Here is a 24,199-nt window from a genome sequence, read left to right on the forward strand (position 1 = left end):
GACGGGTAGGTCTCACCGCTCACGCCCGCTGCGCTTGCACCGGCGCCATCGCCAGCCCGACCGGCACGTTCCAGATGTCGTCGGCATATTCGCGGATGGTGCGGTCGGAGGAGAACCAGGCCATGCGCGCGACGTTGAGGATCGAGGCGCGGGTCCAGGCCGGCACGGTCTGCCAGCGTGCATCGATGCCGCGCTGGGCCTCGTAGTAGGAATCGAAATCGGCCGAAACCATGTAGTGGTCGAGATGGCGCAGCGCATGGGCGATCGGCTCGAACCGGCCGGGTTCGTCTGGCGAGAACGCACCGGTCGCGATCGCATCGATCGCGCGCGCCAGCCGCGGTGACCGGTGGATCACGTCGGACGCGTCCAGTCCCTGCTTGCGGCGGAGCATGACTTCGTCGGCCTCCATGCCGAAGATCGCGATGTTGTCGGCGCCGACATTGTCGCGGATCTCGATATTGGCGCCGTCCAGCGTGCCGATGGTAAGGGCGCCGTTCAGCGCCAGCTTCATGTTGCCGGTGCCGGACGCCTCCATGCCGGCGGTCGAGATCTGCTCGGACAGGTCGGCCGCAGGAATGATCGTTTCCGCCAGGCTGACATTGTAGTCGGCCATGAACACGACCTTCAGCTTGCCGCCGATCGCGGGATCGTTATTGACGACCTCCGCGACGTCGTTGATCAGCTTGATGATCAGCTTGGCATAGCGGTAGCTCGCCGCCGCCTTGCCGGCGAAGATCTTCACCCGCGGCACCCAGTTAGCTTGCGGGTCGTCCTTGATGTCCAGATACAGCGCGACCGCTTCGAGGATGTTCAGGAGCTGGCGCTTGTATTCGTGAATGCGCTTGATCTGCACGTCGAACAGCGCGCCCGGGTCGAGGCGCACGTTCATGCGCTCGCCGATCAGACGCGCCAGCTGCACCTTGTTGTGGTGCTTCACGGCGCGGAACTTCTGGTGGAAGCCGGCGTCGGCGACGTAGCTCTCGAGACTCGAGAGCAAGGTCGGATCGTCGACGACGGCGTCGCCGCAGGCCTCGCGCAAGAGGTTCGTCAGCTTGGGATTGGCGAGGGTCAGCCAGCGGCGGAAAGTGATGCCGTTGGTCTTGTTGGTGATGCGGCCGGGATAGAGATGATTGAGATCGTGGAACACGGTCTCCTTCATCAGGTCGGAATGCATCGCCGAGACGCCGTTGATGCGGTGTGAGCCGACGAAGGCGAGCTGGCCCATGCGCACGCGGCGGCCGCTCTTCTCGTCGATCAGGGACACCGAGGCGCGGTAGTCGATGTCACCCGGTGCGCGCTGCTCGGCGAGCGCGAGATGCTGCGCATTGATGCGATAGATGATCTCGAGATGGCGCGGCAGCAGCCGCTCGAACAGCTCGACCGGCCAGGTCTCGAGCGCTTCGGGCAGCAGCGTGTGGTTGGTATAGGACAAGGTCGCGATGGTGATCTTCCACGCCTCGTCCCAGCGGAAATTGTGCAGGTCGACCAGGATCCGCATCAGCTCGGCCACGGCGAGCGAGGGGTGCGTGTCGTTGAGCTGCACCGCGGCCTTCTGCGCCAGGCTGCGCAACTGGCCGTCGGAGCCGAGATGGCGCTTGACGAGATCTTGCAGCGAAGCCGAGACGAAGAAATATTCCTGGCGCAGCCGCAGCTCGCGTCCCGCCGGGCTCTCGTCGTTCGGATACAGGAATTTGCAGATCGCCTCGGCGCGCGCTTCTTCTGCCGAGGCGCCGAGATAGTCGCCGGAGTTGAACACGTCGAGCTTCAGCGGATCGGGCGAGCGCGCCGACCATAGCCTGAGCGCATTCACGTGCTGGCCGCGCCAGCCGACGATCGGCGTGTCATAGGCCACCGCCTGCACGGTCTCGCCTGGATGCCAGATCGCGCGGGCCCGGCCCTTGTCGTCGATGTGCTCGACGCCGCCGCCGAAATGAACGTGATAGACCACCTCGGGGCGCTGGAACTCCCAGGGATTGCCGAACGACAGCCAGACGTCGGGATATTCGTGCTGCCAGCCGTCGACGATGACCTGGCGGAACAGGCCGAAATCATAGCGGATGCCGTAGCCGATCGCAGGGATCTGCAAGGTCGACATGCTCTCCATGAAGCACGCCGCGAGCCGTCCGAGGCCGCCATTGCCGAGCGCGGCATCGGGCTCGCATTTGCGCAGGTCCATCAGGCCGACGCCCAGATCGCCGAGCGCGGTCTCGAACACCTTCATCAGGCCCATGTTGTTGAGCGCGTCGGTGAACAGACGGCCGATCAGGAATTCGAGGCTGAGATAATAGACCCGCTTGCGCCCGGCGTCGTAGCTCTCCTTGTCCGCGGTCAGCCAGCGATGCACGATGCGGTCGCGCAAGGTCAGCGCCGCGGCGTGGTACCAGTCCTGCGGCGTCGCCTGGCTCGCCTCCTTGCCGATGGCGAGGCGAAGCTTGGCCAGGATGTCGCTCTTGATCTCCGCGACCGCCAATTCGTCGACGGGCTGGCCGGTGCTTACGAAGCTGCGCTGGGACGGCTGATCTGTCACCTTGGAAACCTGTGATGCTACGAGGAACCGGTAAAAGCATACGATGGTTGCGCGCGGTCCGAAACCCGGGGAAAGGCTGGTCCGCACAGCAAGGTGATGGAAAATGATGCAAAAACGGGGCCGGAGTTCCGGGGGCGGAACGCGCTAGCATGGTGCAGGTGCGTCGTGGAGTTGAGGGCTCTCCCCATCGTCATCCCGGCGAAAGCCGGGATCCAGACTCACGTTGTGAGGCGAGCGACGAACATCTGCTCGATCCGACGGCGCCAATCCGGCTCGTATTCCGCGTTCATGCCTTCGGCCCGCAGCACGGCCGCGGCGAACGCCTGCGGAGAGGGCGGTTGGCCGTCCAGCATCAGGTCGTCCGCGGTGAGGCGGCTGCAAAAGCCCCAGTCCACGCATAGGTCGCGCAGCAGCCAGTCGAGACGCTTGCGCAGGGCTGCATCGGTTTCGGTGTTGGAATTCTCCATGAGAGCGGCGCGCCTCCTTTGAGAAGGGATGGACAATCGGCCAGGAACAAATTAAGAACAATTTAGCAAGCGATCGTTATCCTGACAGCGATTCGATCCGCCAGCCCCCGGCATCAGTGCATCCCGCGAGGACACCCATGTCCAATATCGCCTTCGATCCCCTGGCCCTGACCCGCATTGCCGACTTCGCGCGCAGCCTGACGCGGCTGCACAAGGCCGCGCGGCGGCGGGCCGTCGACGACGACCAGATCGACCGCGCGTTCAATGCGGTGTGCATGTCGGTCTGGGGCTACACCACCGACGACATTTCCGACGATCTGTTCTCGGCCACCGACCACACCTTCCTCGATGGCCTCGACGAGGCGCGGGCGCGCATCTTCGCCGCCGAGCAGGGCTACGACCTGGTCGACGACGAGGGCATGCTGACCGATTGGTGGGGCTTCTGCTGGATGATCCTGGCCGAGAAACGCGGCCTGCTGACGCCGGACAACCGCGCCGCCGCGCGGGCGGCGATCGAGGAGAAATATCGGGAAGCGCCGAACGTCATCGGCGTGATCGTCGCGCGCTAGGTCAGCATTCCGTCATTGCGAGCGCAGCGAAGCAATCCAGGGTGGTGTGTCGGGACTCTGGATTGCTTCGCTCGCCCGCAATGACGAGTCCCCGGGCTCAATCCACATCCGCGCGCTTGGCGCGGCCGGTGGCCGGCTTCGGCGCGATCGTCAGCGGCGGCGCGACGCTGACATTGCTGGCGCTGGCCTCCGGCGGCGGCATCGCGGCGAGCGCATCGGCCGCCAGCATCTCGGCGCGCACCGGTGCGACCTTCATCTCGCTCAGCTTGGCCCGCATGTCCGAGTTCAGCCCGGGATAGGAGGCGACCGGCTTGAAATCGGCCGGCTGGCCGCCGCTGCCGCGCGTGCCCGAATAGGCGACGAGGCCGTCGCTGGTGGCGACGACGTCGCCGGGGCGCAGCGAGGTGTCGAGCGACAGGTCGACCGGCGCCAGCCCGGCCGGATCGCGGCCGTTGCAGGTGCAGTCGGCGCGCAGCGCCTGGCGATAGGCGAACGCGTTCTCGCTGTCGGCATAGCGCTCGCCGTTCGCCGCCGTGGCGTAGTCGATGTTGGAGCCGAAATAGATCCTGGTCGGGCTGGCCGGGCAGAACGCCTGGCACATCTGGGCCGGCGAGGCGAGGCCCCGCGTCAGCGGAAAATAGCGGCCGTCGCAGGTGCGCACGCAGAACGCTGCGCCCGATCCGCCGCTCGCGGCGCGCGGCTGGGCGGAGGCCTGCGGGTTGGTGCCGAACGGATCGGCGAAGAAGCCGCCTTGCGCCGGCCGCTGCGATTGCGGCTTGTTGAAGCCGCCGAACAGGAAGTCGAACAGGCCCTGGGCCGACGCCATTCGCGGCGCCAGCGCGCCGGCCGCGACGAGGCCGACCGTCGCCGCGACAGCGACGTGGCGGGACCTCCGCCGAAACGACAACACGCTACGCAACGCCCGCTCCATCGCCAGGATCTTCACCGCAAAGCCACGCCGTGACGCGGCAACCCGCGTCGCTCGATCATGTGCGATCGAACGCGCCTTGCCCAAGGCATGGCGCCATCAGCTTTGCGGTAACCTTAACGGGCGTTGGTAAATGAGCGGTATGCGCGGGTCGCGAATTGCGCCGCGCGCCAGGCGCCTCAGAGGAATTCGTGCGCCTTGTAGAGCGCCCGGAACGGCAGGCCGGCCTGGGCGAAGGTCTCGGCGGCGCCTTCCTCGCGGTCGACCATGGTGAACACCAGCGCCACCTCGGCGCCGGCCTCGCGCAGGGTTTCCACCGCCTTCATCGCCGAGCCGCCGGTGGTGGTGACGTCCTCGACCACGACGATGCGTTTTCCCGCCAGGGTCTCGTCGCGGGTCAGGCCCTCGATCGCGAGCCTGGCGCCGTGCTCCTTCGGCTTCTTGCGGACGAAGAAGGCCGCGATCGGATGGCCCTTGATCCAGGAGATCTGGGCGATCGCGCCGGCGAGCGGCACCGCGCCCATCTCCAGGCCGCCGATATAATCGAAGCCCTCGTCCTTCAGCGCCTCATAGGTGAGCTCGGCGAGCAAGGTGGCGCCCTCCGGGTCCATCATGGTCGGCTTCAGGTTGAAATAGAAATCGCTCTTGCGGCCGGAGGCCAGCGTGACCTCGCCACGGCCGAACGAGCGCCTGCGGATGATCTCGAGGAGGCGGGCGCGGGAGGCGGATTTGGACACGGCGTTTCCCCTGAGGGTGGATTCTTGGGTGGCGCAATCTATCGGGGGCGGGCGGCGGAGACCAGCCGCCACGATGTCCCATCAACAACGGTACGTTTGAAGCCGGATGCAGTTTCGAGCTAATGGGAGCCCGCGACCAAGCAAGGACGGTTGGGAAGGATGCCCCGCATGACGATCGAGCTGTACACCTGGAACACCCCAAACGGGCGCAAAATCTCGGTCGCGCTGGAGGAGATGGGGCTGCCCTACCGCGTCGTTCCGGTCGACATCACCAAGGGCGCCCAGATGGCGCCGGAATTCCTGGCGATCAGCCCCAACAACAAGATCCCGGCGATCGTCGATCCCGACGGCCCCGACGGCAAGCCGGTCAGCGTGTTCGAATCCGGCGCCATCCTGCTCTACCTGGCTGAGAAGACCGGCCAGTTCCTGCCGAAATCCCTCGCCGAGCGGATCCCGGTCTATGAATGGCTGATGTGGCAGATGGGCGGTTTCGGCCCGATGCCCGGCCAGGTGCACCATTTCATCGCGCTGACCAACGAACAGGACCGCGCCTACGGGCTCAAGCGCTACATGGCCGAGACGGTCCGGCTCTATGGCGTGCTCGACCGCCGGCTCGCGCAGCACGAGTTCGTCGCAGGCGCTCTCTCGATCGCCGACTTCGCCATCGTCGGCTGGGCCTGGCGCCACCCGCGCCACAAGGTGGATCTCGCCGACTTTCCGAACGTCAAGCGCTGGTACGATACCCTGATGGCCCGCCCCGCCGTGAAGCGCGGCATGGAAGCGAAGCTGGACTGAGAAGCTCATCGGCCGTTCCTTGCCGACGATGACTTCCGAGATCTTTCGGCACGCGCGGTGCCCCCTCTCCCGCTCTCGTCCGCCTTTGCCGAGAGGCTTCGGCGGACAAGGCGGGGGAGCCGATGGAAATCACCCCCGCCGCGCCTCCAGCGCCATGCGCACCGCAAGTCCCGCGAGCACCGTGCCCATCAGATAGCGCTGCACGAGCGCCCAGCTCGGCCGTGTCGCCAGGAACAGGGCAATCGATCCTGCCGCCATGGCGATCATGGCGTTGACGCCGATGCTGATCACGATCTGGATCGCGCCAAGCACCATCGACTGCGTCAGCACGCTGCCAACAGCGGGATCGATGAACTGCGGCAGCAGCGCCAGATACAGCATCGCGATCTTCGGGTTCAGCAGATTGGTGACGAGCCCCATCAGGAACAGCCGGCGTGGGCTGTCGATGGCGAGGGTCCTCACCTGGAAGGGCGAGCGTCCACCCGGCTTCACCGCCTGCCACGCCAGATAGAGCAGGTAGGCAGCGCCGGCGAGGCGCAGCGCGTCATAGGCGAACGGCACGGCAAACAGCAGCGCCGTGATGCCGAACGCCGCCGCCAGCATGTAGACCAGAAAGCCGACGGCAACGCCGCCGAGCGAGACCAGGCCCGCGACGTGACCCTGCGTGATCGCGCGCGAGATCAGATAGATCATGTTCGGCCCTGGTGTCAGCACCATGCCGAGCGAGACGAGGGCGAAAGCGAGCAGGGAAGATGCGGGGGGCATGACCGGCGTGACGATGGGGATCTCCTCCGCCTGCTTAGCGCAGCCGATCGCCGATCGTCATCCGGTCAATTGCACCGAGAACAATCAACCCGCGGCGGGCGGCGTCATGTTCAATGCAGGCGCGCTCCGGCCGGAGCGGTCGAACACACCGGCGATGCTCAACGCCAGCAGGACCAGCAGAATGGCCGCCGCGAACGGCACGGAGTGCCCGATCATGGCGAGCAGGCAGGCTCCCAGCGCGATCACGAGGCCGATCTCCAGCGGCGCGATCGGCTCGCCGGCGTCGCTCCGCGCCTTCCAGTGGATCGCAATCCCCGCCGCCACCATCGGCATGTCGTAGATCATCGCATAGGGCGTGGCGATGATGCTGCCGACCGCGACCAGCGCGATCGCCTGCTGCGTTGAGCCGCGTCGCCAGGCATCCCAGACCATCACGACGATGGAGCAGGACAACAGGAGCTGAACCAAGTAGCCGATCGGCGGCGGCGCGCCGAGCGCGTGCAAGCCAGCGATGACCGTCGGCATCATGTGATTGAGGCTGACCTGGTTGGCCTGCAATTGCGCCTGATAGCTCGGAAATTTCACGATCCATTCGAGCCAGATCCACGCATCGAGCGCAGCGCTGGTGACGACCGCGACGATCACGGTCGTGGCGATGGCCGAGAGGATGGCGCGCCAGTTGCGTGACGCCAGCAGCACGACCGGCATCAGCAGCACGAATTGTGGCTTGTAGGCGAGCAGGCCGAGCAGCGTGCCGGCAACGATCGGGTGGCGCGCGAGCAGGCGCAATCCGCCGATCAGCAAGGCAGCCGACAGGAAACCGTTCTGGCCGGTGATCGCGTTGATGAGCGTGGTTGGCGCCGCGAGCAGCGCCAGAGAGGTTAACGAGCGCCAATCGCGCTCCAGCGTCGCCAGGCCATAAAGCGCGAAGGTGACCGAGATCCAGCAGACATAGGCAACCGGCAGCGCCAGCATGCCCAGGGGTATCAGCACCAGCAGGAAGGTCGGCGGATAGGGATAGGGAAAGCCGCCGCCGCCCAGCGTCGGATCCAGCGTCTGCTGATAGCGCGCGAGCGCAACCGGATCGTAGATGCCGGCGCCGGACAGCGCGGCAAATCTGCCGAACGACCATAGCCCGAAGAAGTCGCCAAACGCCGGCTGGGGCGACGACAGCGCCCAGCCGACGAGATAGGCGCCGTTGTAGAGCGCCATCGCGACCAGCAGGATCAGCACCGCGCGCCGGTCGCGCGTCTTGGGGTGAGCTGCGGATGAGGTCGCGGTCATGGAGCTCTTCGTTCGCGCCCTCGGCGCAGTCGTGGCATGGGGATGATCGGAGCTGTCAGCGATCGCTCGCGTGCGGTGCCTCTCCAACCTTGCCAGGGTGCGCTGCACGTCGAGTTACCGTCCGTCCATCCGGCCAGGCGCGATCTCATCGTGCCTAACGAGGGGTAAAATCGCCGCGTTCCGAGTGACCGTGAACAGGGGACGGCGTCATCGCTCGGCATCGGGCAACGCGCTCGTCAAGATTTGTATTGCTATTTTTCCGAAATCGTGCTCTATTCAGCGCATCCCGTCCTCATGCAGAGGGGCGTACGCGTCGTCACGATACGTTGAGGCGGGGAGCGGTGGCCGCGGGCCTGCCAGGTGCTGATGCGCTGGACGATTGGCAGCTCGCGGACGTTCAAGCCGTGTGGTCCTGGCGCCCCGAAGCTGGCGCCAAGCCTGCGTGACATCACGTGTCGCGCTGGTGACGGGGGCAAACAAGCCGGTCCCCGGGGAGAGCTCGGAGCAGACGTTAAGCCCAACGCGCAGGGAGGGCCGGGTCTGTCCGGCTGAACCTGTGGTACCTGCCGCCTGCATTCTTTTGAGCAGGCGGGCCACGGGCCTCAGCCGAGGCCCGGCCTTCCCTGCGCCCTCTGCAAAATTCAGAGGGCGAACGACATGCATCCCTCGAGCAAATCATGCTGCGAGAAGGCTGAGGCATGTCTACGGCTCGCGTTGCAGCCAATGATCATCGTATTGGGGAGCATCAAACGGATGCGTATGAGGGCTGCGTTGCGAGGCACGCTGCCCACCCTCCCCTGGAGGGGGAGGGTCGCCTCTCATGAGCGCAGCGAATGGGAGGCGGGGTGGGGTGATCTCTCCACAGGCGCCAGCGCCCGCGGCTCACCCCACCCCGCTCGCCCGCTTCGCGTGCGATCGACCCTCCCCCTCCAGGGGAGGGTGGCATCTCGCTCGTGGACGGATTTCGGCGCTTGCGATGACGAAGCAGAGATCACCGCGATCAGCTCAATGCGCCTCGTCCCAATTGTCGGCGGCCCGCGCGTCGACATGTAGCGGCACCGACAGCAGCACCGCCGGGAAGGGGGCGTCCTGCATGACGTGCTGCACCACCGGCAAGGTCGCGGCGACCTCGTCGTTCGGTACCTCGAAGATCAGTTCGTCATGCACCTGCAGCAGCATCTGAGCCGACAGCTTCTTTTGCGCCAGGGCCTCCTCGACGCGGATCATGGCGCGCCGAATGATGTCGGCCGCGGTGCCCTGCAGCCGCGCGTTGATCGCGGCGCGCTCGTTGAAGGCGCGCACCGAGGCGTTGGAGGCCTTGATCTCGGGGTAATGGCACTTGCGGCCGAACAACGTGGTGACATAGCCGTGCTTGCGGCAGAACTCCTTGGTCGCGTCCATGTAGTCGCGAATGCCGGGGAAGCGCTCGAAATAGCGCTTGATGTAGGCCGAGGCCTCCTCGCGGGCGATGCCGAGCTGGTTGGCGAGGCCGAACGCGGAGATGCCGTAGATGATGCCGAAATTGATCGCCTTGGCGCGGCGGCGCACCTCGCTCGGCATGTCCTTGATCGGCACGCCGAACATCTCGGATGCCGTCATCGCGTGGATGTCGAGCCCGTCCTTGAACGCCTGCTTCAGCACGGGGATGTCGGCGATCTCCGCGAGCAGCCGCAACTCGATCTGCGAGTAGTCGGCCGACACCAGCTTATGGCCCGGCGTCGCGATGAAGGCGCGGCGGATCTTGCGGCCATCTTCGGTCCGCACCGGGATGTTCTGCAGATTCGGCTCGTTCGACGACAGCCGGCCGGTGGTGGTCGCCGCCAGCGCGTAAGTGGTGTGCACGCGATGCGTCTGCGGGTTGACATAGGTCGGCAGCGCATCGGTATAGGTCGATTTCAGCTTCGAGACCTGGCGCCATTCCAGGATCTTGCGCGCGAAATCGTTGCCCTGCTCGGCGAGGTCATCGAGGATGGAGGCAGAGGTCGACCAGGCGCCGGTCTTGGTCTTGGTGCCGCCCGACAGGCCCATCTTGCCGAACAGGATGTCGCCGATCTGCTTCGGGCTGCCGACATTGATCGGCTCGCCGGCCAGCTCCTGCAACTCGGCCTCGACGCGCGCCGCGGTCTGGGCGAAGTCGCCGGACAGGCGCGACAGCACCTGGCGGTCGATCGAGATGCCGCGCCGCTCCATGCGCGCCAGCACCGACACCAGCGGCCGCTCCAGGGTCTCGTAGACCGCGGTCATGCGCTCCGCCGTGAGGCGCGGCTTCAGCACGCGCCAGACCCGATGGATGACATCGGCGGCTTCCGCGGAATGCGCGGTCGCGCGATCGATGGCGACCTGCTCGAAGGTCAGCTTGTTCCGGCCGCTCCCGATCAGCTCACCTTCACTGATCATGGCGTGTCCGAGCACGTGCTCGGACAGCGAGTCGAGCTTCTGCGATCCACGTCCGGCGTCCAGCGCGTAGCTCATCAGCTGCACGTCGTCGGTGTTGGTCAGGGTGATGCCGGCCTGCGCCAGCATCACGGCCGTGAACTTGATGTTGAAGCCGATCTTGAGCAGGCCGGCCGATTCCAGGATGGGCGTCAGGGCAGCGAGCGCCTCGCTGTCCCTGATCTGGCCAGGTGCGAGCCCGGCATCGAACAGGCCGCCGCCATCGCCGGCCTGGCGATGCGCCAGCGGGATGTAGCAGGCGTCGTTCGGCGCCAGCGCCAACGCGATGCCGCACAGGCTGGCCTGCATCGGATCGATCGAGCTGGCTTTGACGTCGATGGTGACCCGACCGAAGTCATGGACGCGGGCGAGCCACGCATTCAGCTCCGGTACGGTGCGCACGGTCTGATATTTATCGCGATCGATCCGCGCGCTCTTGGCCGCCTCGGCCCTGGACTCGGCGAGGCTGGCGGGTGTGCCTTTGCTCATCGCCGACTTGTCGGTGCGCGGGTCACCGCTGCGAGGAGCGGCGGCTGGCTTGCTCAGTGTGCTCCCTCCCCCGCTTGCGGGGGAGGGCGGGGTGGGGGCTGCGGCCGGACTCGATCCCACCTTCAACTGTTCATCCGCCGACACGTCGGCCGGATCGATGTGCGAATACTCGGCGACGCGGCGCGTCAGCGTGGTGAACTCCATCGCCTTGAGGAAGGCGATCAGCTTGCGCGGATCGGGCTCGTGCACCGCGAGGTCGTCGAGTGGCACATCGAGCACGACCTTGTCGTCGAGCAGCACCAACTGGCGCGAGATCCGCGCCTTCTCGGCGTTCTCGATCAGCGCCTCGCGCCGCTTCGGCTGCTTGATCTCGCTTGCGCGCGTCAGCAGGCCTTCGAGATCGCCATAGTCGGTGATCAACTGCGCGGCGGTCTTGATGCCGATGCCGGGCACGCCCGGCACGTTGTCGGTGGAATCGCCGGCCAGCGCCTGCACCTCGACCACCTTCTCCGGCGGCACGCCGAACTTCTCGATCACCTCGGCGACCCCGATGCGCCGGTCCTTCATCGTGTCGTACATCGTGACGCAGTCGTTGACGAGCTGCATCAAATCCTTGTCCGAGGACACGATGGTGGTGGTGGCGCCGCGCTCGCAGGCAAGCCGCGCATAAGTCGCGATCAGGTCGTCCGCCTCGAAGCCCGATTGCTCCAGGCACGGCAGGTCGAAGGCGCGGACGGCCTCGCGGATCAGCGCGAATTGCGGGATCAGGTCGTCGGGCGCCGGCGGCCGGTGCGCCTTGTAGTCGGCGTAGATCTTGTTGCGGAACGTGACCTCGGACTTGTCGAACACGATGGCCAGATGCGTCGGTCGGTCGGTCTCGGGCATGTCGCGCAGCAGCTTCCACAGCATGTTGCAGAAGCCGAGCACGGCATTGACCTGCAGCCCGTCGGACTTGCGGTTGAGCGGCGGCAGCGCGTGATAGGCGCGGAAGATGTAGGACGAGCCGTCGACCAGGAACACATGGTCGCCGTTGGCCGCGCCCTTGGCGGCGGCAGGCACAGGGGCGGCGGGCGTGGCGGCGGCTTTCTGGGGAGCTTTGGGCATGGCCGCAATGTAGGGATTTTCGCTCGCATTGACAGCCGTGACGACGCCATGCGCACCGGATTTTTCCGCCCCTCAGTCCGGTCGGACGCAGCGGGTCAGGAACTCCATGACGGCGCGAATGAGGGGCGTGCGCCTGAGGTCGCGATGAACGATGAGCCAGATGTCCCTGCTGATGGCCGCGCCGGCTTCGAAGCGGGTGAGGTCGGGATCATGATCGCCGAGAAAATGCGGCAGGGCGGCGAGCCCCAGCCCTGCGCGCGCCGCTGCGGCCTGGCTCTCGAGATCGCTGCTCCGAAACACGATCGGGCGCTGCCCGGCGACCGCCTTCAGCCATTGCTGCTGGGGTGCCGAGTCCATGCTGGCATCATAGGCGATGAATCCGAGCGCATGCTGCGGCGTCTGCTTGAGATAGTGCGGCGCGCCGTAGAGGTTGAAGCCGAAGCGGCCGATCTTGCGTGCGATCAGGCCGGGCTCGTCAGGACGGGACAGTCGCAGAGCGATGTCGGCTTCCCGTCGGTTGAGCGAGGCGCTGCGCTTCTCGCCGATCAGCTTGATGATGATGGCGGGATGCCGTCGGTGCAGCTCGACCAGCCGTGGCGCGATCAGCCTGTTGGCGAGCGTCGGCGGCGCGCTGACCGAGACCTCACCGGCCAGACCGGGACGCGATGCGACCACGGCGCGCTCGATCGCGAACGCGGCCTGCTCCATCGGGCCGGCGGCCGCGGCGAGGCGGCGGCCGTCCTCGGTCAGCTCATAGGCCCGCGCTCGGCGGTCGACCAGCTTCAGCCCGGTGGCCCGTTCCAGGGCCGCGACCCGGCGGGCCACCGTGACATGATCGACGCCGAGACCACGTGCGGCGGCCGACAGCGTGCCCTCGCGGGCCAGGGTCACGAAGTGGTGAAGGTCGGTCCAGTCGATCCGCATGTTCGAATATTCACAATAGGGGAGCCAAATTGGGTAATTCCGCAGAATGCCAACGCTGACCACACTGTCCGGATCAAGGCAAGATGTGTGGAGACGGGCATGGTTGCTATCGTTCGACTGAAGGCACCGGGTGGCGCGGAGAATCTGGTGCTGGAGAATGTTGAGCTGCCGGCGCCGGGCGCCAACGAGATCCGGCTGCGCCACACCGCGATCGGCGTGAACTTCATCGATATCTATCAGCGCAGCGGCCTCTATCCGCTGCCCGATGGAATTCCTGGGGTCGAAGGGGCGGGGATCGTGACGGCGAAAGGCGCGGACGTGACAGAGTTGTCCGTCGGCGACCGCGTCGCCTATGCCGGCGCCCCGGTCGGCGCCTATGCCTCGGAGCGAAATCTGCCCGCCTGGCGCGCGATGCCGCTGCCCGACGCCGTGTCTGAAGCGAGCGCTGCGTCGACCCTGCTGAAAGGCATCACCGCGGTGATGCTGCTCAATCGTACCTATGCCGTCGGAGCCGGAACGACGCTGTTGGTGCACAGTGCCGCCGGCGGGCTCGGCCAGGTGCTGACGCGACTGGCTCGGCTGCGCGGCGCGACCGTCATCGGCACGGTGAGCTCGGAGGCCAAGGCGGAGCTCGCGCGTGCCGCTGGCGCGCGCCATCTGATCGTCGGCCGGGATGCTGACTTCGTCGATGCCGTGAAGCGATTGACCGACGGGCGCGGCGTCGACGTCGCCTATGATGGCGTCGGCGGCAAGACGCTTGCGCGGACGCTCGCCTGCGTCAGGCCGTTCGGGACGGTCGCCAGCATCGGTCAGTCCGGCGGTCCAATTCCAAGCCTTGCCGTCGAGGAGCTGGGGCCGCGCCGCAGCCTGTCGCTGGCACGCCCGAGCGTGATGGCCCATGTCAACGATGTCGCCGACTATCGCAGGGATGCAGCGACGGTTCTCGCCGCGCTCGCCGATGGCGATCTCGTCGGCCACGGCACCGCGTATCCGCTGGCGCGGGTCGTCGAGGCCCATATCGATCTGGAGAGCGGCCGCAGCCGTGGCGCGCTGCTTCTGGTGCCCTGACGGTGACGCTACTCCGCCGGCTGCAACACGGCTTTCGGCTTCGGCGGCGCGATCCAGAACGCGATCGGGCGCTCGAACAGGAAGCGTGCGCCGAGGCGCAGCGCGAGGCGCCAGATCGCGAGCGCGCCGAGCACGCCGGCGACGGTCACGAGCAGGGAGATCGTGCCGATGTCGGCGATGGCGCCCGTCTTCAGCAACAAGGTGCGCGTCGCCGCCATCGGCAGGAAGAAGGCGAGATAGATCACGATCGAATGCTCGCCGCAGAACCGCAATGCGTTGAGGAGCTGCGCGCGCGCCAGCAGCGTGCCGGCGATGATGATGGCGACGGCGCCGGCATAGCCGAGCATGAGGGAGACAGCCGGCCACTCGCTGACACCGAGGTTCACCAGCGACTGGTTGATCACCGCCCAGGCGAGCAGGCCGACGATGGCGAGCATCGGCTGCGCCCGCGCGCGATCCGACAGCGCGAAGATGGCAGGCGCGAACAGATAGCCCGAATAGATGTAGACGAAGCGGGCGCAGAATTCGTCGATCACGGTCCAGCCGGTGACGATGTGCGCCATTTCGAGGCCGGCCGCGATGCCCCAGATCACCGGCGCCGACAGCTTTCGTGTCAGTTTGATGACGACGAAGAAGATCGGCAGCAGATAGATGAACCACAGCGTGCCGAACGGCTCGATGAAGGATTCCAGGTACAGGTAGCCGGCGTGCGGCCAGCCGGACGCGGCGGCGAAGCCGGGCGCCTTGAAGCCGAACTGGATGGTCACCCACAGCACGTAGAAGTAGGCGAAATGCACCACCTTGCGGTCGAGATAGGTACGCCAGTCCCGGTCGATCACCAGTGGCAGAAACAGGCCGGAAATCAGGAAGAAGTCGGGCATCCGGAACGGCTTGGCGAAGGCGACGACGGCGTGCATGAAGCCGGTCTCGCCGGCGGCGAGCTCGACGCCGAGCACCGAGTGCATCATCACCACCATGATGATGCAGATACCCTTGGCGTAGTCCACCCAGTCGATGCGCGTCTCGGTTCCGGCCGTTTTCGGCGTACCATTCGCGGTCATGCTGTCCCTCTTTGGCGCGGAGCTGCCGCATTGTCGGGCAGAGCCGTTAATACTCCTCCTTGTCATCCAAACGTCATGCCGTTTTCTAAATTCCCCTTGAACCGCAAATGGTTTAAGACGCGAAAGTATTAACCTTGAAGGATGGGTTTCGATGCGAATTGCGATGATCGGCACGGGCTATGTGGGTCTGGTGTCCGGTGCCTGCTTCGCCGATTTCGGTCACCAGGTGACCTGCGTGGACAAGGACGAGAGCAAGATCGCCGCGCTGCATCGCGGAGAAATCCCGATCTTCGAGCCCGGCCTGGATGCGCTGGTCGCGGCCAACGTCAAGGCCAAGCGGCTCGATTTCACCACCGACCTCAAGCAGCCGGTCGCGGAGGCCGACGCCGTTTTCATCGCGGTTGGTACGCCGTCGCGGCGCGGCGACGGACACGCCGACCTCACCTACGTCTATGCCGCCGCGCGCGAGATCGCGGCCTCGCTCACCGGCTTCACCGTGGTTGTGACGAAGTCGACGGTGCCGGTCGGCACCGGCGACGAGGTCGAGCGCATCATCCGCGAGACCAATCCGACGGCCGATGTCGTCGTCGCCTCCAATCCGGAATTCCTGCGCGAGGGTGCTGCGATCCGCGATTTCAAATGGCCGGATCGCATCGTCGTCGGCACCGCGGACGAGCGTGGCCGCAAGGTGCTCGGCGACATCTATCGCCCGCTGTCGTTGAACCAGGCGCCGATGATGTACACCGAGCGCCGCACCGCCGAGCTGATCAAATACGCCGCCAATGCGTTCCTCGCCACCAAGATCACCTTCATCAACGAGGTCGCCGATCTCGCCGAGAAGGTCGGCGCCGACGTGCAGGAGGTGGCGCGCGGCATCGGTCTCGACAACCGCATCGGCTCCAAGTTCCTGCATGCCGGTCCGGGCTTCGGCGGTTCGTGCTTCCCGAAGGACACGCGTGCGCTGATCAAGATCGCGCAGGACTACGACACGCAGCTGCGCATCGTCGAATCCGTGCTGGCGGTGAACGACAACCGCAAGCGCGCGATGGCGCGCAAGGTGGCGCATGCCGTCGGCGGCAATCTGCGCGGCAAGACGGTCGCGGTGCTCGGCCTCACCTTCAAGCCGGAGACCGACGACATGCGCGAGGCACCGTCGATCCCGCTGGTGACCGGTCTGCTCGACATGGGCGCCAAGGTCCGCGCGCATGATCCCGTCGGCATCGAGCAGGCCAAGAAGGAGCTGCCGGAGATCGCCTACTACGACGATCCCTATGAGTGCGCGACCGGCGCCGATGCGATGGTGCTGGTCACCGAGTGGGTGCAGTACCGCGCCATGGATCTCGATCGCCTCAAGGAGGTGATGGCTCATCCGGTCGTCGTCGACTTGCGCAATGTCTACCGCCCCGACGAGATGGCCGCCCACGGCTTCGTCTACGAGAGCGTCGGCAGGCCGTCGGTGAAGGGCGGTTGACATGGCATTGTCATACCCCGCGCAGGCGGGGTATCCAGTACGCCCGATCTTCGTGATCCGCGAGATTTGCGCTTACTGGATCATCCGCCTTCGCGGGTGATGACGGGTTACTGCTATTGCCCCTTCGCTTCGACACACCGCTGCCCATCGATGCCGTGCTGGACGAACTGTCCGGCACGCTCGAACGCAGCAACACCGCCGTGCTGGTGGCGCCGCCCGGCGCCGGCAAGACCACGCGGGTGCCGCTGGCCTTGCGTGATGCAGTCTGGGTTGGGGACAAGAAGATCATCGTGCTGGAGCCGCGCCGGATCGCGGCCCGCGCCTCGGCCGAGCGCATGGCGAAGTCGCTCGGCGAGCGCGTAGGCGACACCGTCGGCTATCGCGTGCGCTTCGGCTCGAAGGTCTCGCGCGCGACCCGCATCGAGGTCGTTACCGAGGGCATCTTCACCCGGCAGATTCTCGATGATCCCGAACTGACCGGCGTCGCTGCCGTGCTGTTCGACGAATTCCACGAGCGCTCGCTCGATGCCGATCTCGGCCTCGCTTTGGCGCGCGATGCGCAGCAGGGGCTGCGCGAGGATCTCCGTATCCTCGTGATGTCGGCGACGCTCGACGGTGCCCGCGTCGCCAGACTGCTCGGCGATGCGCCGGTGGTCGAGAGCGAGGGCCGCGCCTATCCGGTCGAGACCCGCTATGTCGGCCGCAAGCCGGATGCGCCGGTCGAGCGCCAGATGGCCGAAACCATCGCCAGCGCGCTGCGCGCCGATGCCGGCTCCGTGCTCGCCTTCCTGCCAGGCGCCGCCGAGATCCGCCGCACCCACACCATGCTCGCCGAGCGCGTCCACGATGCCAGCGTTGAGATCGTGCCGCTGTTCGGCGCGCTCGATGCCGCCGTGCAGGATCGTGCCATCTCGCCCGCCCCAAACGGGCAGCGCAAGGTGGTGCTGGCGACCTCGATTGCCGAGACTTCGCTGACCATCGAGGGCGTGCGCATCGTGGTCGATTCCGGTCTCGCCCGGGTGCCGCGCTACGAGCCGGACATCGGCCTCACCAGGCTGGAGACGGTGCGGGCTTCGCGCGCCGCTGTCGATCAGCGCCGCGGCCGCGCCGGCCGCACCGAGCCTGGCGTCTGCTACCGGCTATGGGACGAGCCGCAGACGGCCTCGCTGGCGGCCTATACGCAGCCGGAAATCCTCAGCGCCGACCTGTCCTCGCTGGTGCTCGACCTGGCGCAATGGGGTGTCAATGACCCCTCCGCGCTGAGCTTCCTCGATCCGCCGCCACAACCGGCTTGGAAGGAGGCAAGGGACCTGCTGCGCGAGCTCGATGCGCTCGATGCCGATGGCAGGCTGACCAACGAGGGCCGGCGGCTGCGGGCGCTGGCGCTGCCGCCGCGGCTGGCGCGGATGATCGTCGATGCCGCCGACCACGGCGCGGCGGCGCAGGCCGCCGACATCGCTGCCATCCTGACCGAGCGCGGGCTGGGCGGCGACAGCGTTGATCTCGAGGTGCGGCTCGATCAGTTCCGCCGCGACCGCTCGCCGCGCGCGCAAAGTGCCCGCGATCTGGCGCGGCGGTGGGCGCAGCAGGTGTCGTCCGCGTCCGCCCGCGCCGGAGACGCGGACATCTCCACCGGCCTGATGCTCGCCTTCGCCTTTCCCGACCGGGTCGCGCGCAATCGCGGCAATGGCAGCTTCGTGCTCGCCAATGGCCGCGGCGCCGCCGTCGACCCCGCCTCGTCGCTGGCGCGCGTGCCCTATATCGCGGTCGGTGAGCTGACGGGAACGGCGGCCAGCGGCCGCATCCTGCTGGCGGCGCCGCTGGCGATCGAGGATATCGAGCGGCACTTTGCTGCACATATCGAAGCGAGAGACGAGGTCAGCTTCGATCAAAACGCGATGGCGTTGCGGGCGCGCCGCCGGCGCAAGCTGCATGCGATCACCATGGCCGATGCGCCAGTCGCGCTGACGCCGTCGGAGGAGACCGCGCGCATCTTCGCGGAAGGGATCTGCGCGGCCGGGCTCGACCGGCTGCCCTGGTCGAAGGCCGCCAGGCAGTGGCGTGACCGCGTCACCTTCCTGCGCAAGGCGGAAGGCGACAGTTGGCCGGACCTGTCGGAGGCGGGCCTCGCCGAGCGGCGCGAGGACTGGCTGGTGCCGCTGCTCGCCGACAAGACCTCGCTCAAGGACATATCGCCCGGCGACGTCTCCGACGCCGTGATGGCGCTGCTGCCCTGGGATCTCCGCGCCCGGCTCGATCGGGAGGCGCCGACCCATTTCGAGGCGCCGACCGGCACCATGCTGGCGATCGACTACGAGGCCGAGCAGGGGCCCACCATCGCGGTGCGGCTGCAGGAGCTGTTCGGCCTGAACGCCCATCCCTCGATCGCGCGCGGCGCGGTGCCCCTGGTGCTGGAGCTGCTGTCGCCGGCGCAGCGGCCGGTGCAGGTGACGCGCGATCTGCCCGGCTTCTGGCGCGGCTCCTACGCCGCGGTCCGCACCGACCTGCGCGGCCGCTATCCGCGCCATCCTTGGCCCGACGATCCGGCCCATGCCGAGCCGACCCGGCGGGCCAAGCCGCGGGGGACGTAGCTCATGCAAATTGTACCGCCGCCGTCGTTGTCGTTAACGCTTCACTCATCGTTTTCGCCAAAATGGCGGCGGCAGCCGGTCACTCGCAGTCGCCCGTCAGCGGCTTTGATGGTCAAATCGGTTGCGGGGTAAAGTCGGGCGTTTGCGTCATGCGTAACATAATGATCTTCGCGGCCGTTCTCGTCGGTCTCGGCACCTTCATGGCGCAACTGGCCGATCGCCTGACGCCCGCGTCGGCATCCGCGACGCCGTCCGCGCGGGTTGCCACGGCGGAACCGTCTGCTGCGGGCCAGCGCAGCCTGAGCATTCCGACCGACCGCCGCGGTCACTTCCGCGCCGATGGCCGCATCGACGGTCAGCGCATCAGCTTCATGGTCGATACCGGCGCCTCGATGGTCGCGCTGAACGAGAGCTCGGCCGCCCGTTTCGGCCTGCGTCCGGCGCGCGGCGACTACACCGCCACCGTGACCACGGCCAACGGCACCGTGAAGGCCGCCCGGGCCAGGCTTGCGATGGTCGAGCTCGGCGAGCTCACCGTGCGTGACGTCGATGCCCTGGTGCTGCCCGATACGGCGCTGTCGGAGAATCTGCTCGGCCTGTCCTTCCTGTCCAAGCTGAAGCGTTTCGCCTACGCCAACGGCCAGATGGTGCTGGAGCAGTAGGCTGCACCGAAGCGGAATGTTGTTTCGCGCGTCACCGGCCCCCACATACCGGCAGGCAGGCCGATCCCGAGTCGCAGTCATTGAATAGTTCGTCTGGTGGCCTGCTCGAGCGGTCCTGCCCGATTGTTGCCTGCATTCCTCTGCCTTCTGACACTGTTGTCTGACGTCGTGCTAAGCACGAATGCCTTCTTCCATTGATGTGATATTGCCGAGGCCGTCTCCTGATGTTTCCGAAACCCAAGCCCGTCCTGGTTCCCAATACCTACGCCTTCGAATCCGAGCCGATGGTGAAGCCGACGGGCTTCCGCGAATATGACGCGCGTTGGCTGTTCAACAAGGAGATCAATCTGATGGGGGTGCAGGCGCTCGGCATGGGGCTGGGCGCGCTGATCGCCGAACGCGGCGTCAAGCAGGAGATCGTGACCGGGCACGATTTCCGCGGCTACTCCGCCTCGATCAAATACGCCCTGATCTCGGGCCTGATGGCCGCCGGCTGCAAGGTGCATGACATCGGCCTTGCCGTGACGCCGATGGCCTATTTCGCCCAGTTCGACCTCGACGTGCCCTGCGTCGCCATGGTGACCGCCTCGCACAACGACAACGGCTGGACCGGCGTGAAGATGGGGGCCAACCGCCCGCTCACCTTCGGCCCCGAAGAGATGACCCGGCTCAAGGAGATCGTGCTCGAGGCCGCGTTCAAGAATGGCAGCGGCGGCTCCTATCAGTTCCATGAGAATTATCCGGCGCGCTACATCGCCGACCTCACCAGCCGTCCCAAGCTGAAGCGCAGGCTGAAGGTGGTCGCGGCCTGCGGCAACGGCACCGCGGGCGCGTTCGCGCCGCAGGTGCTGGAGGCGATCGGCTGCGAGGTTGTCCCGCTCGACACCGAGCTCGATCACACCTTCCCGAAATACAATCCCAATCCCGAAGACATGGAGATGCTGCACGCCATCCGCGATGCCGTGCTCGCGCACGAGGCCGATGTCGGCCTCGGCTTCGATGGCGACGGCGATCGCTGCGGCGTGGTCGACAATACCGGCGAGGAGATCTTCGCCGACAAGGTCGGCGTGATGCTGGCGCGCGACATGTCGGCGATCCACAAGGACGCGCAGTTCGTCGTCGACGTGAAGTCAACCGGCCTGTTCATGACCGATCCGGTGCTGCAGGCGCAGGGCGCGAAGACCGCCTACTGGAAGACAGGCCATTCCTACATGAAGCGCCGCACCAACGAGCTCGGTGCGCTCGCCGGCTTCGAGAAGTCGGGGCACTTCTTCTTCAACCGCCCGTTCGGGCGAGGCTATGACGACGGTCTGGTCTCGGCGATCGCGATCTGCGATATGCTCGATCGGGCGCCGGGCAAGTCGATGGCCGACCTGAAGGACGCGCTGCCAAAGACCTGGTCGTCGCCGACCATGTCGCCGCATTGTGGCGACGAGGTCAAATACGGCGTCGCCGACGCTGTCGTGAAGCACTTCCAGGCGCTGCAGCAGAAGGGCGGCAAGGTGGCGGGGCAGAAGATCCGCGATCTCGTCACCGTCAACGGCGTCCGCGTCACCGTCGAGGACGGCAGCTGGGGTCTGGTGCGAGCGTCATCCAACAAGCCCGAGCTCGTGGTGGTGGTCGAAAGCCCGGTGTCCGAGCGGCGCATGCACGACATGTTCGAGGCGGTCAACGAGGTGCTGCGGACGCATCCCGAAGTCGGCGCCTACAACCAGACGATCTGAGGCCGCGCTGATGATGTCCCGCCAGGGCCGATGCTCGCGCTGATCCCATCCTACTCGATGGGATCAAGCGGCCCTCAGGGAGCTCAGGAACTGATCGACCTCGGATTTGAGCCGGGCCGATTGAGAGGTGAGTCCGGTCGCGGACTCCAGCAGGCGCGAGGCGGCGCTGCCGGTCTCGTCGGAGGCACGGGTCACGCTGCCCATGCTTTGGCTGACCAGCCGCGTGCCTTCTGCCGCCTGCTGCACGTTGCCGGAAATTTCTCCGGTGGCGAGGCCCTGCTGCTCGACCGCGGTGGCGATCTCCTTGGAGATGTCGTCGATCTCGGCAATCGTTCCCCCGATCGCCTGGATGGCGGAGACGGCGTCACCCGTTGCGCTCTGGATGCTCTGCACCTGGCTGGAAATTTCTTCGGTGGCCTTCGCGGTCTGGTTGGCGAGCGCCTTGACCTCGCTTGCCACGACGGCAAAGCCCTTGCCGTGCTCGCCGGCGCGCGCCGCCTCAATGGTGGCGTTCAGCGCCAGCAGGTTGGTCTGGCTGGCGATCGTCTGGATCAGCGTCACCACCTCGCCGATCTTCTGAGTGCCGGCAGCCAGGCTCGCGACCACGGTGTTGGTGCGGCGAGCTTCGTCCGCCGCTTTCGCGGCGATCTCCGCCGACCGCGTCACCTGCTGTGAGATACTGTTGATGGACGCAGTCAGCTCTTCCGTTGCGGCAGCGACCGTCTCGACATTGGTCGACGCCTGTTGCGAGGCGCCGGCCGCGGCCGACGTCTGGCGCGAGGACTCCGCGCTGCTCCGGCTCATCGACGAGGACAGGCTCTGCATCTCGTTGGCGGCGACGGCCACCGCCTCGACGATGCCGCCGATCTTGCGCTCGAAGCCTTCCGCAAGCTCGCGACGGGCAAGATCAGCCTGCTGCTTGACGCGTTGCTCGGCCTCGAACCGCTCGGCGGTGGCGCGCGCCTCGGCAGCGATCGCCGATTCGGCTTCCGCGGTCTTGCGCGCGCTGGTTTCGAACAACTGCGTCAGCTTGAGCGCAAGGGCGATGAGAACACCGGCCTCGATCAGCAGGATGACCGCATGCAGCACAACGCGGCCGAAATCAGCGCCGCCCGGGTAGATCGCTGCAGGAAAGACGAAGTTCAGGACCAGATGGTGAAGCGCGACGGCGACGGTGCCGGCCAGGATCGGCCGGTAGTCGCAATATGCGACCAGACAGGCGAGCGCGGCGAAAAAATACATGTGCATGTCGATCTGCCAGGCATGTCCGGACATCTGGTAGACAAGCACAGATACACCGCCCATGACGGCGACCGCGACCGTGAGCTGGGTCGACAAGGTGTCGCCGGCGCTGCGCCAGGAAAGGGTCGCCACCACCGCCATGACGACCATGAGCATGGTCGGCATCAGCCAGTCGCCGCGCGACAGCCCGATGATGAGGGAGAGCGGAACGTGAACCCAGAGTACCGCCAGCAGAAGCTTGCTGGTCGTGTGCCGGAGGGTTGCCAGATCGCTGGTCTCGACGTTCATTTCCGATTCCCCCAAAGAGATCATTTTGCAAGGCAGGCGGAGACCGCCTGCGGATCGATGATGAGCCAGGCTCCGGCCTCGCGCAGCCGCGCCGAGCCGTCGTGTTCGCCGGGACGAACGACCAGCAGCGATGAAATGGTCGTTGTGCGCACGAGCGCGGCGTCAGCCGAAGCCGCAGCGAGCATCGCGTGGTGCGCGCTCCACCAAGGTGGGAAAGCGACGGCCACGATTTCGCTCCCCGCGCGCACTTGGAGTGACAGCGCTGCGACCGCGACAAAGCTCGCGATCAGAAGCGCCGTGGCATTGAGCCACGGGCGCGAAGACTGAGGTATGGTTGCACCGGACGTCATCACATCCAAGAATAGAGGGATGGGAATAACTTCCGGTAAACGTTCGTTAGGGATGACGACTGGAGTTCGGGACGCCGGCGCTGCAACGTCCAAGCGGCCCGGAATGCTCGGCTCAGACCGGCGGCACCGGCAGCGCCGTGACCGACTTGATCTTCTCCATGGCGAAGCGCGAGGTGACGTTCTTCAGGGGCACCGCGCTGATCAGCTTCTTGTAGAAGACATCGTAGCTCTGCATGTCCGCAACGACGACGCGCAGCATGTAGTCGACGTCGCCAGCCATTCGGTAGAACTCCATCACCTCCGGCATCGAGCTGACCGCCTCGGCGAATTTGCGCAGCCAGGCCTCGGAATGGTCCGCACTCTCCACCGACACGAACACGGAGATGCCGAGCCCGATCTTGTTCTGATCGACCAGGGCCACCCGGCGCAGGATCACGCCATCGGCCTCCAGCCGCTGGATGCGCTTCCAGCACGGTGTCGACGACAATCCGACCCGATCGCCGATCTCGGCGACGGACAGCGATGCGTCCTCCTGCAGGACCATCAGAATCTTGCGGTCAATGGCATCGAGCCGGCGATTGGCCTCGGAGCCTTGGGCGGCGACATCGGTCATGGAGAAACTTGTTCCATAGGAAGGCTATAAAACCCTCATATAGAGAAAATCGTTCCAAGGCAAGGATCGGCCGTTCAGCCCTTTGCGGCCGGGTCTGGCCGTTTCCA

General features: G+C 66.4%; 19 protein-coding genes. 7 read left to right on the plus strand and 12 right to left on the minus strand.

The features are described 5' to 3' along the window. Positions 1–19 precede the first annotated feature (19 nt). Positions 20–2,527 (minus strand): glycogen/starch/alpha-glucan phosphorylase, encoded by a 2,508-nt coding sequence (locus ACQR0U_RS03460; protein WP_434842599.1) that lies wholly within the window; start codon positions 2,525–2,527, stop codon positions 20–22. Between the two features lie 218 nt (positions 2,528–2,745). Then, positions 2,746–2,994, minus strand: a complete 249-nt coding sequence (locus tag ACQR0U_RS03465) for a hypothetical protein (RefSeq protein WP_315752226.1) — start codon at positions 2,992–2,994, stop codon at positions 2,746–2,748. A gap of 137 nt (positions 2,995–3,131) precedes the next feature. On the opposite strand from ACQR0U_RS03465, the gene ACQR0U_RS03470 reads away from it, so the two are divergent. Next, positions 3,132–3,563 (plus strand): hypothetical protein, encoded by a 432-nt coding sequence (locus ACQR0U_RS03470; RefSeq protein WP_434842600.1) that lies wholly within the window; start codon positions 3,132–3,134, stop codon positions 3,561–3,563. 97 nt (positions 3,564–3,660) lie between these two features. On the opposite strand, the gene ACQR0U_RS03475 is transcribed toward ACQR0U_RS03470, so the two are convergent. Further along, positions 3,661–4,482: a DUF2865 domain-containing protein gene (locus ACQR0U_RS03475; protein WP_315715330.1), complete on the minus strand. Its 822-nt coding sequence runs from the start codon at positions 4,480–4,482 to the stop codon at positions 3,661–3,663. 188 nt (positions 4,483–4,670) lie between these two features. Next, on the minus strand, positions 4,671–5,228 hold the full coding sequence (pyrE, locus tag ACQR0U_RS03480) for an orotate phosphoribosyltransferase (RefSeq protein WP_315752224.1): 558 nt from the start codon (positions 5,226–5,228) through the stop codon (positions 4,671–4,673). A 168-nt stretch (positions 5,229–5,396) separates the two neighbouring features. Here pyrE and ACQR0U_RS03485 point away from each other — a divergent pair, with 168 nt between their 5' ends. Beyond that, positions 5,397–6,023 carry a glutathione S-transferase family protein gene (locus ACQR0U_RS03485; RefSeq protein ID WP_315715332.1) on the plus strand — a complete coding sequence of 209 codons (627 nt, stop codon included), beginning with the start codon at positions 5,397–5,399 and terminating at the stop codon, positions 6,021–6,023. A gap of 129 nt (positions 6,024–6,152) precedes the next feature. Here ACQR0U_RS03485 and ACQR0U_RS03490 read toward each other — a convergent pair whose 3' ends face one another. From ACQR0U_RS03490 to ACQR0U_RS03505, 4 genes are all read right to left on the minus strand, one after another. Beyond that, entirely contained in the window at positions 6,153–6,788 is a 636-nt protein-coding gene (locus tag ACQR0U_RS03490; protein WP_434842601.1) for a LysE family translocator, read from the minus strand. A gap of 84 nt (positions 6,789–6,872) precedes the next feature. Next, positions 6,873–8,072, minus strand: a complete 1,200-nt coding sequence (locus tag ACQR0U_RS03495; RefSeq protein WP_316193314.1) for a glycosyltransferase family 87 protein — start codon at positions 8,070–8,072, stop codon at positions 6,873–6,875. A gap of 1,005 nt (positions 8,073–9,077) precedes the next feature. Next, on the minus strand, positions 9,078–12,098 hold the full coding sequence (polA, locus tag ACQR0U_RS03500) for a DNA polymerase I (RefSeq protein ID WP_434842602.1): 3,021 nt from the start codon (positions 12,096–12,098) through the stop codon (positions 9,078–9,080). Between the two features lie 72 nt (positions 12,099–12,170). Continuing rightward, positions 12,171–13,022 carry a LysR family transcriptional regulator gene (locus tag ACQR0U_RS03505; RefSeq protein ID WP_315715336.1) on the minus strand — a complete coding sequence of 284 codons (852 nt, stop codon included), beginning with the start codon at positions 13,020–13,022 and terminating at the stop codon, positions 12,171–12,173. A gap of 99 nt (positions 13,023–13,121) precedes the next feature. Here ACQR0U_RS03505 and ACQR0U_RS03510 point away from each other — a divergent pair, with 99 nt between their 5' ends. Next, the gene (locus tag ACQR0U_RS03510; RefSeq protein WP_434842603.1) at positions 13,122–14,090 is read left to right on the plus strand and encodes a quinone oxidoreductase family protein; all 969 of its coding nucleotides are present in this window, start codon (positions 13,122–13,124) and stop codon (positions 14,088–14,090) included. 8 nt (positions 14,091–14,098) lie between these two features. On the opposite strand, the gene ACQR0U_RS03515 is transcribed toward ACQR0U_RS03510, so the two are convergent. After that, positions 14,099–15,151: an acyltransferase family protein gene (locus tag ACQR0U_RS03515; protein ID WP_434842604.1), complete on the minus strand. Its 1,053-nt coding sequence runs from the start codon at positions 15,149–15,151 to the stop codon at positions 14,099–14,101. Between the two features lie 151 nt (positions 15,152–15,302). Between ACQR0U_RS03515 and ACQR0U_RS03520 the strand changes: the two genes are divergently transcribed. From ACQR0U_RS03520 to ACQR0U_RS03535, 4 genes are all read left to right on the plus strand, one after another. Next, positions 15,303–16,622: a UDP-glucose dehydrogenase family protein gene (locus tag ACQR0U_RS03520; RefSeq protein WP_315825860.1), complete on the plus strand. Its 1,320-nt coding sequence runs from the start codon at positions 15,303–15,305 to the stop codon at positions 16,620–16,622. A gap of 116 nt (positions 16,623–16,738) precedes the next feature. After that, on the plus strand, positions 16,739–19,213 hold the full coding sequence (gene hrpB / locus ACQR0U_RS03525; RefSeq protein ID WP_434842605.1) for an ATP-dependent helicase HrpB: 2,475 nt from the start codon (positions 16,739–16,741) through the stop codon (positions 19,211–19,213). Between the two features lie 161 nt (positions 19,214–19,374). Beyond that, positions 19,375–19,875, plus strand: a complete 501-nt coding sequence (locus ACQR0U_RS03530; protein WP_315799204.1) for a TIGR02281 family clan AA aspartic protease — start codon at positions 19,375–19,377, stop codon at positions 19,873–19,875. A 224-nt stretch (positions 19,876–20,099) separates the two neighbouring features. Beyond that, positions 20,100–21,599 carry a phosphomannomutase/phosphoglucomutase gene (locus tag ACQR0U_RS03535; RefSeq protein WP_316227026.1) on the plus strand — a complete coding sequence of 500 codons (1,500 nt, stop codon included), beginning with the start codon at positions 20,100–20,102 and terminating at the stop codon, positions 21,597–21,599. Positions 21,600–21,662: 63 nt separating this feature from the next. Here ACQR0U_RS03535 and ACQR0U_RS03540 read toward each other — a convergent pair whose 3' ends face one another. The 3 genes from ACQR0U_RS03540 to ACQR0U_RS03550 all read right to left on the minus strand — a co-directional run bounded on the left by ACQR0U_RS03540 (position 21,663) and on the right by ACQR0U_RS03550 (position 24,092). Next, positions 21,663–23,129: a methyl-accepting chemotaxis protein gene (locus ACQR0U_RS03540; protein ID WP_315825863.1), complete on the minus strand. Its 1,467-nt coding sequence runs from the start codon at positions 23,127–23,129 to the stop codon at positions 21,663–21,665. Between the two features lie 20 nt (positions 23,130–23,149). Then, on the minus strand, positions 23,150–23,479 hold the full coding sequence (locus ACQR0U_RS03545) for a hypothetical protein (RefSeq protein WP_316227025.1): 330 nt from the start codon (positions 23,477–23,479) through the stop codon (positions 23,150–23,152). A gap of 112 nt (positions 23,480–23,591) precedes the next feature. After that, positions 23,592–24,092, minus strand: coding sequence for an Lrp/AsnC family transcriptional regulator (locus ACQR0U_RS03550; protein WP_315715344.1), 501 nt, complete (start codon positions 24,090–24,092; stop codon positions 23,592–23,594). Positions 24,093–24,199: the final 107 nt, after the last annotated feature.

Origin of the sequence: Bradyrhizobium sp. HKCCYLRH3097, from assembly GCF_051167875.1 — a bacterium.
In the GTDB taxonomy this organism is placed as follows: Bacteria; Pseudomonadota; Alphaproteobacteria; order Rhizobiales; family Xanthobacteraceae; genus Bradyrhizobium.

Coding starts and splice junctions, on each gene's coding strand:
- ACQR0U_RS03515 (WP_434842604.1), bottom strand. CDS start 15,151: ATGACCGCGAATGGTACGCCGAAAACGGCCGGAACCGAGACGCGCATC.
- ACQR0U_RS03490 (WP_434842601.1), bottom strand. CDS start 6,788: ATGCCCCCCGCATCTTCCCTGCTCGCTTTCGCCCTCGTCTCGCTCGGC.
- ACQR0U_RS03465 (WP_315752226.1), bottom strand. CDS start 2,994: ATGGAGAATTCCAACACCGAAACCGATGCAGCCCTGCGCAAGCGTCTC.
- polA (WP_434842602.1), bottom strand. CDS start 12,098: ATGCCCAAAGCTCCCCAGAAAGCCGCCGCCACGCCCGCCGCCCCTGTG.
- ACQR0U_RS03535 (WP_316227026.1), top strand. CDS start 20,100: ATGTTTCCGAAACCCAAGCCCGTCCTGGTTCCCAATACCTACGCCTTC.
- ACQR0U_RS03495 (WP_316193314.1), bottom strand. CDS start 8,072: ATGACCGCGACCTCATCCGCAGCTCACCCCAAGACGCGCGACCGGCGC.
- ACQR0U_RS03510 (WP_434842603.1), top strand. CDS start 13,122: ATGGTTGCTATCGTTCGACTGAAGGCACCGGGTGGCGCGGAGAATCTG.
- ACQR0U_RS03530 (WP_315799204.1), top strand. CDS start 19,375: ATGATCTTCGCGGCCGTTCTCGTCGGTCTCGGCACCTTCATGGCGCAA.
- ACQR0U_RS03485 (WP_315715332.1), top strand. CDS start 5,397: ATGACGATCGAGCTGTACACCTGGAACACCCCAAACGGGCGCAAAATC.
- ACQR0U_RS03550 (WP_315715344.1), bottom strand. CDS start 24,092: ATGACCGATGTCGCCGCCCAAGGCTCCGAGGCCAATCGCCGGCTCGAT.
- ACQR0U_RS03545 (WP_316227025.1), bottom strand. CDS start 23,479: ATGACGTCCGGTGCAACCATACCTCAGTCTTCGCGCCCGTGGCTCAAT.
- ACQR0U_RS03520 (WP_315825860.1), top strand. CDS start 15,303: ATGCGAATTGCGATGATCGGCACGGGCTATGTGGGTCTGGTGTCCGGT.
- ACQR0U_RS03505 (WP_315715336.1), bottom strand. CDS start 13,022: ATGCGGATCGACTGGACCGACCTTCACCACTTCGTGACCCTGGCCCGC.
- ACQR0U_RS03470 (WP_434842600.1), top strand. CDS start 3,132: ATGTCCAATATCGCCTTCGATCCCCTGGCCCTGACCCGCATTGCCGAC.
- ACQR0U_RS03540 (WP_315825863.1), bottom strand. CDS start 23,129: ATGAACGTCGAGACCAGCGATCTGGCAACCCTCCGGCACACGACCAGC.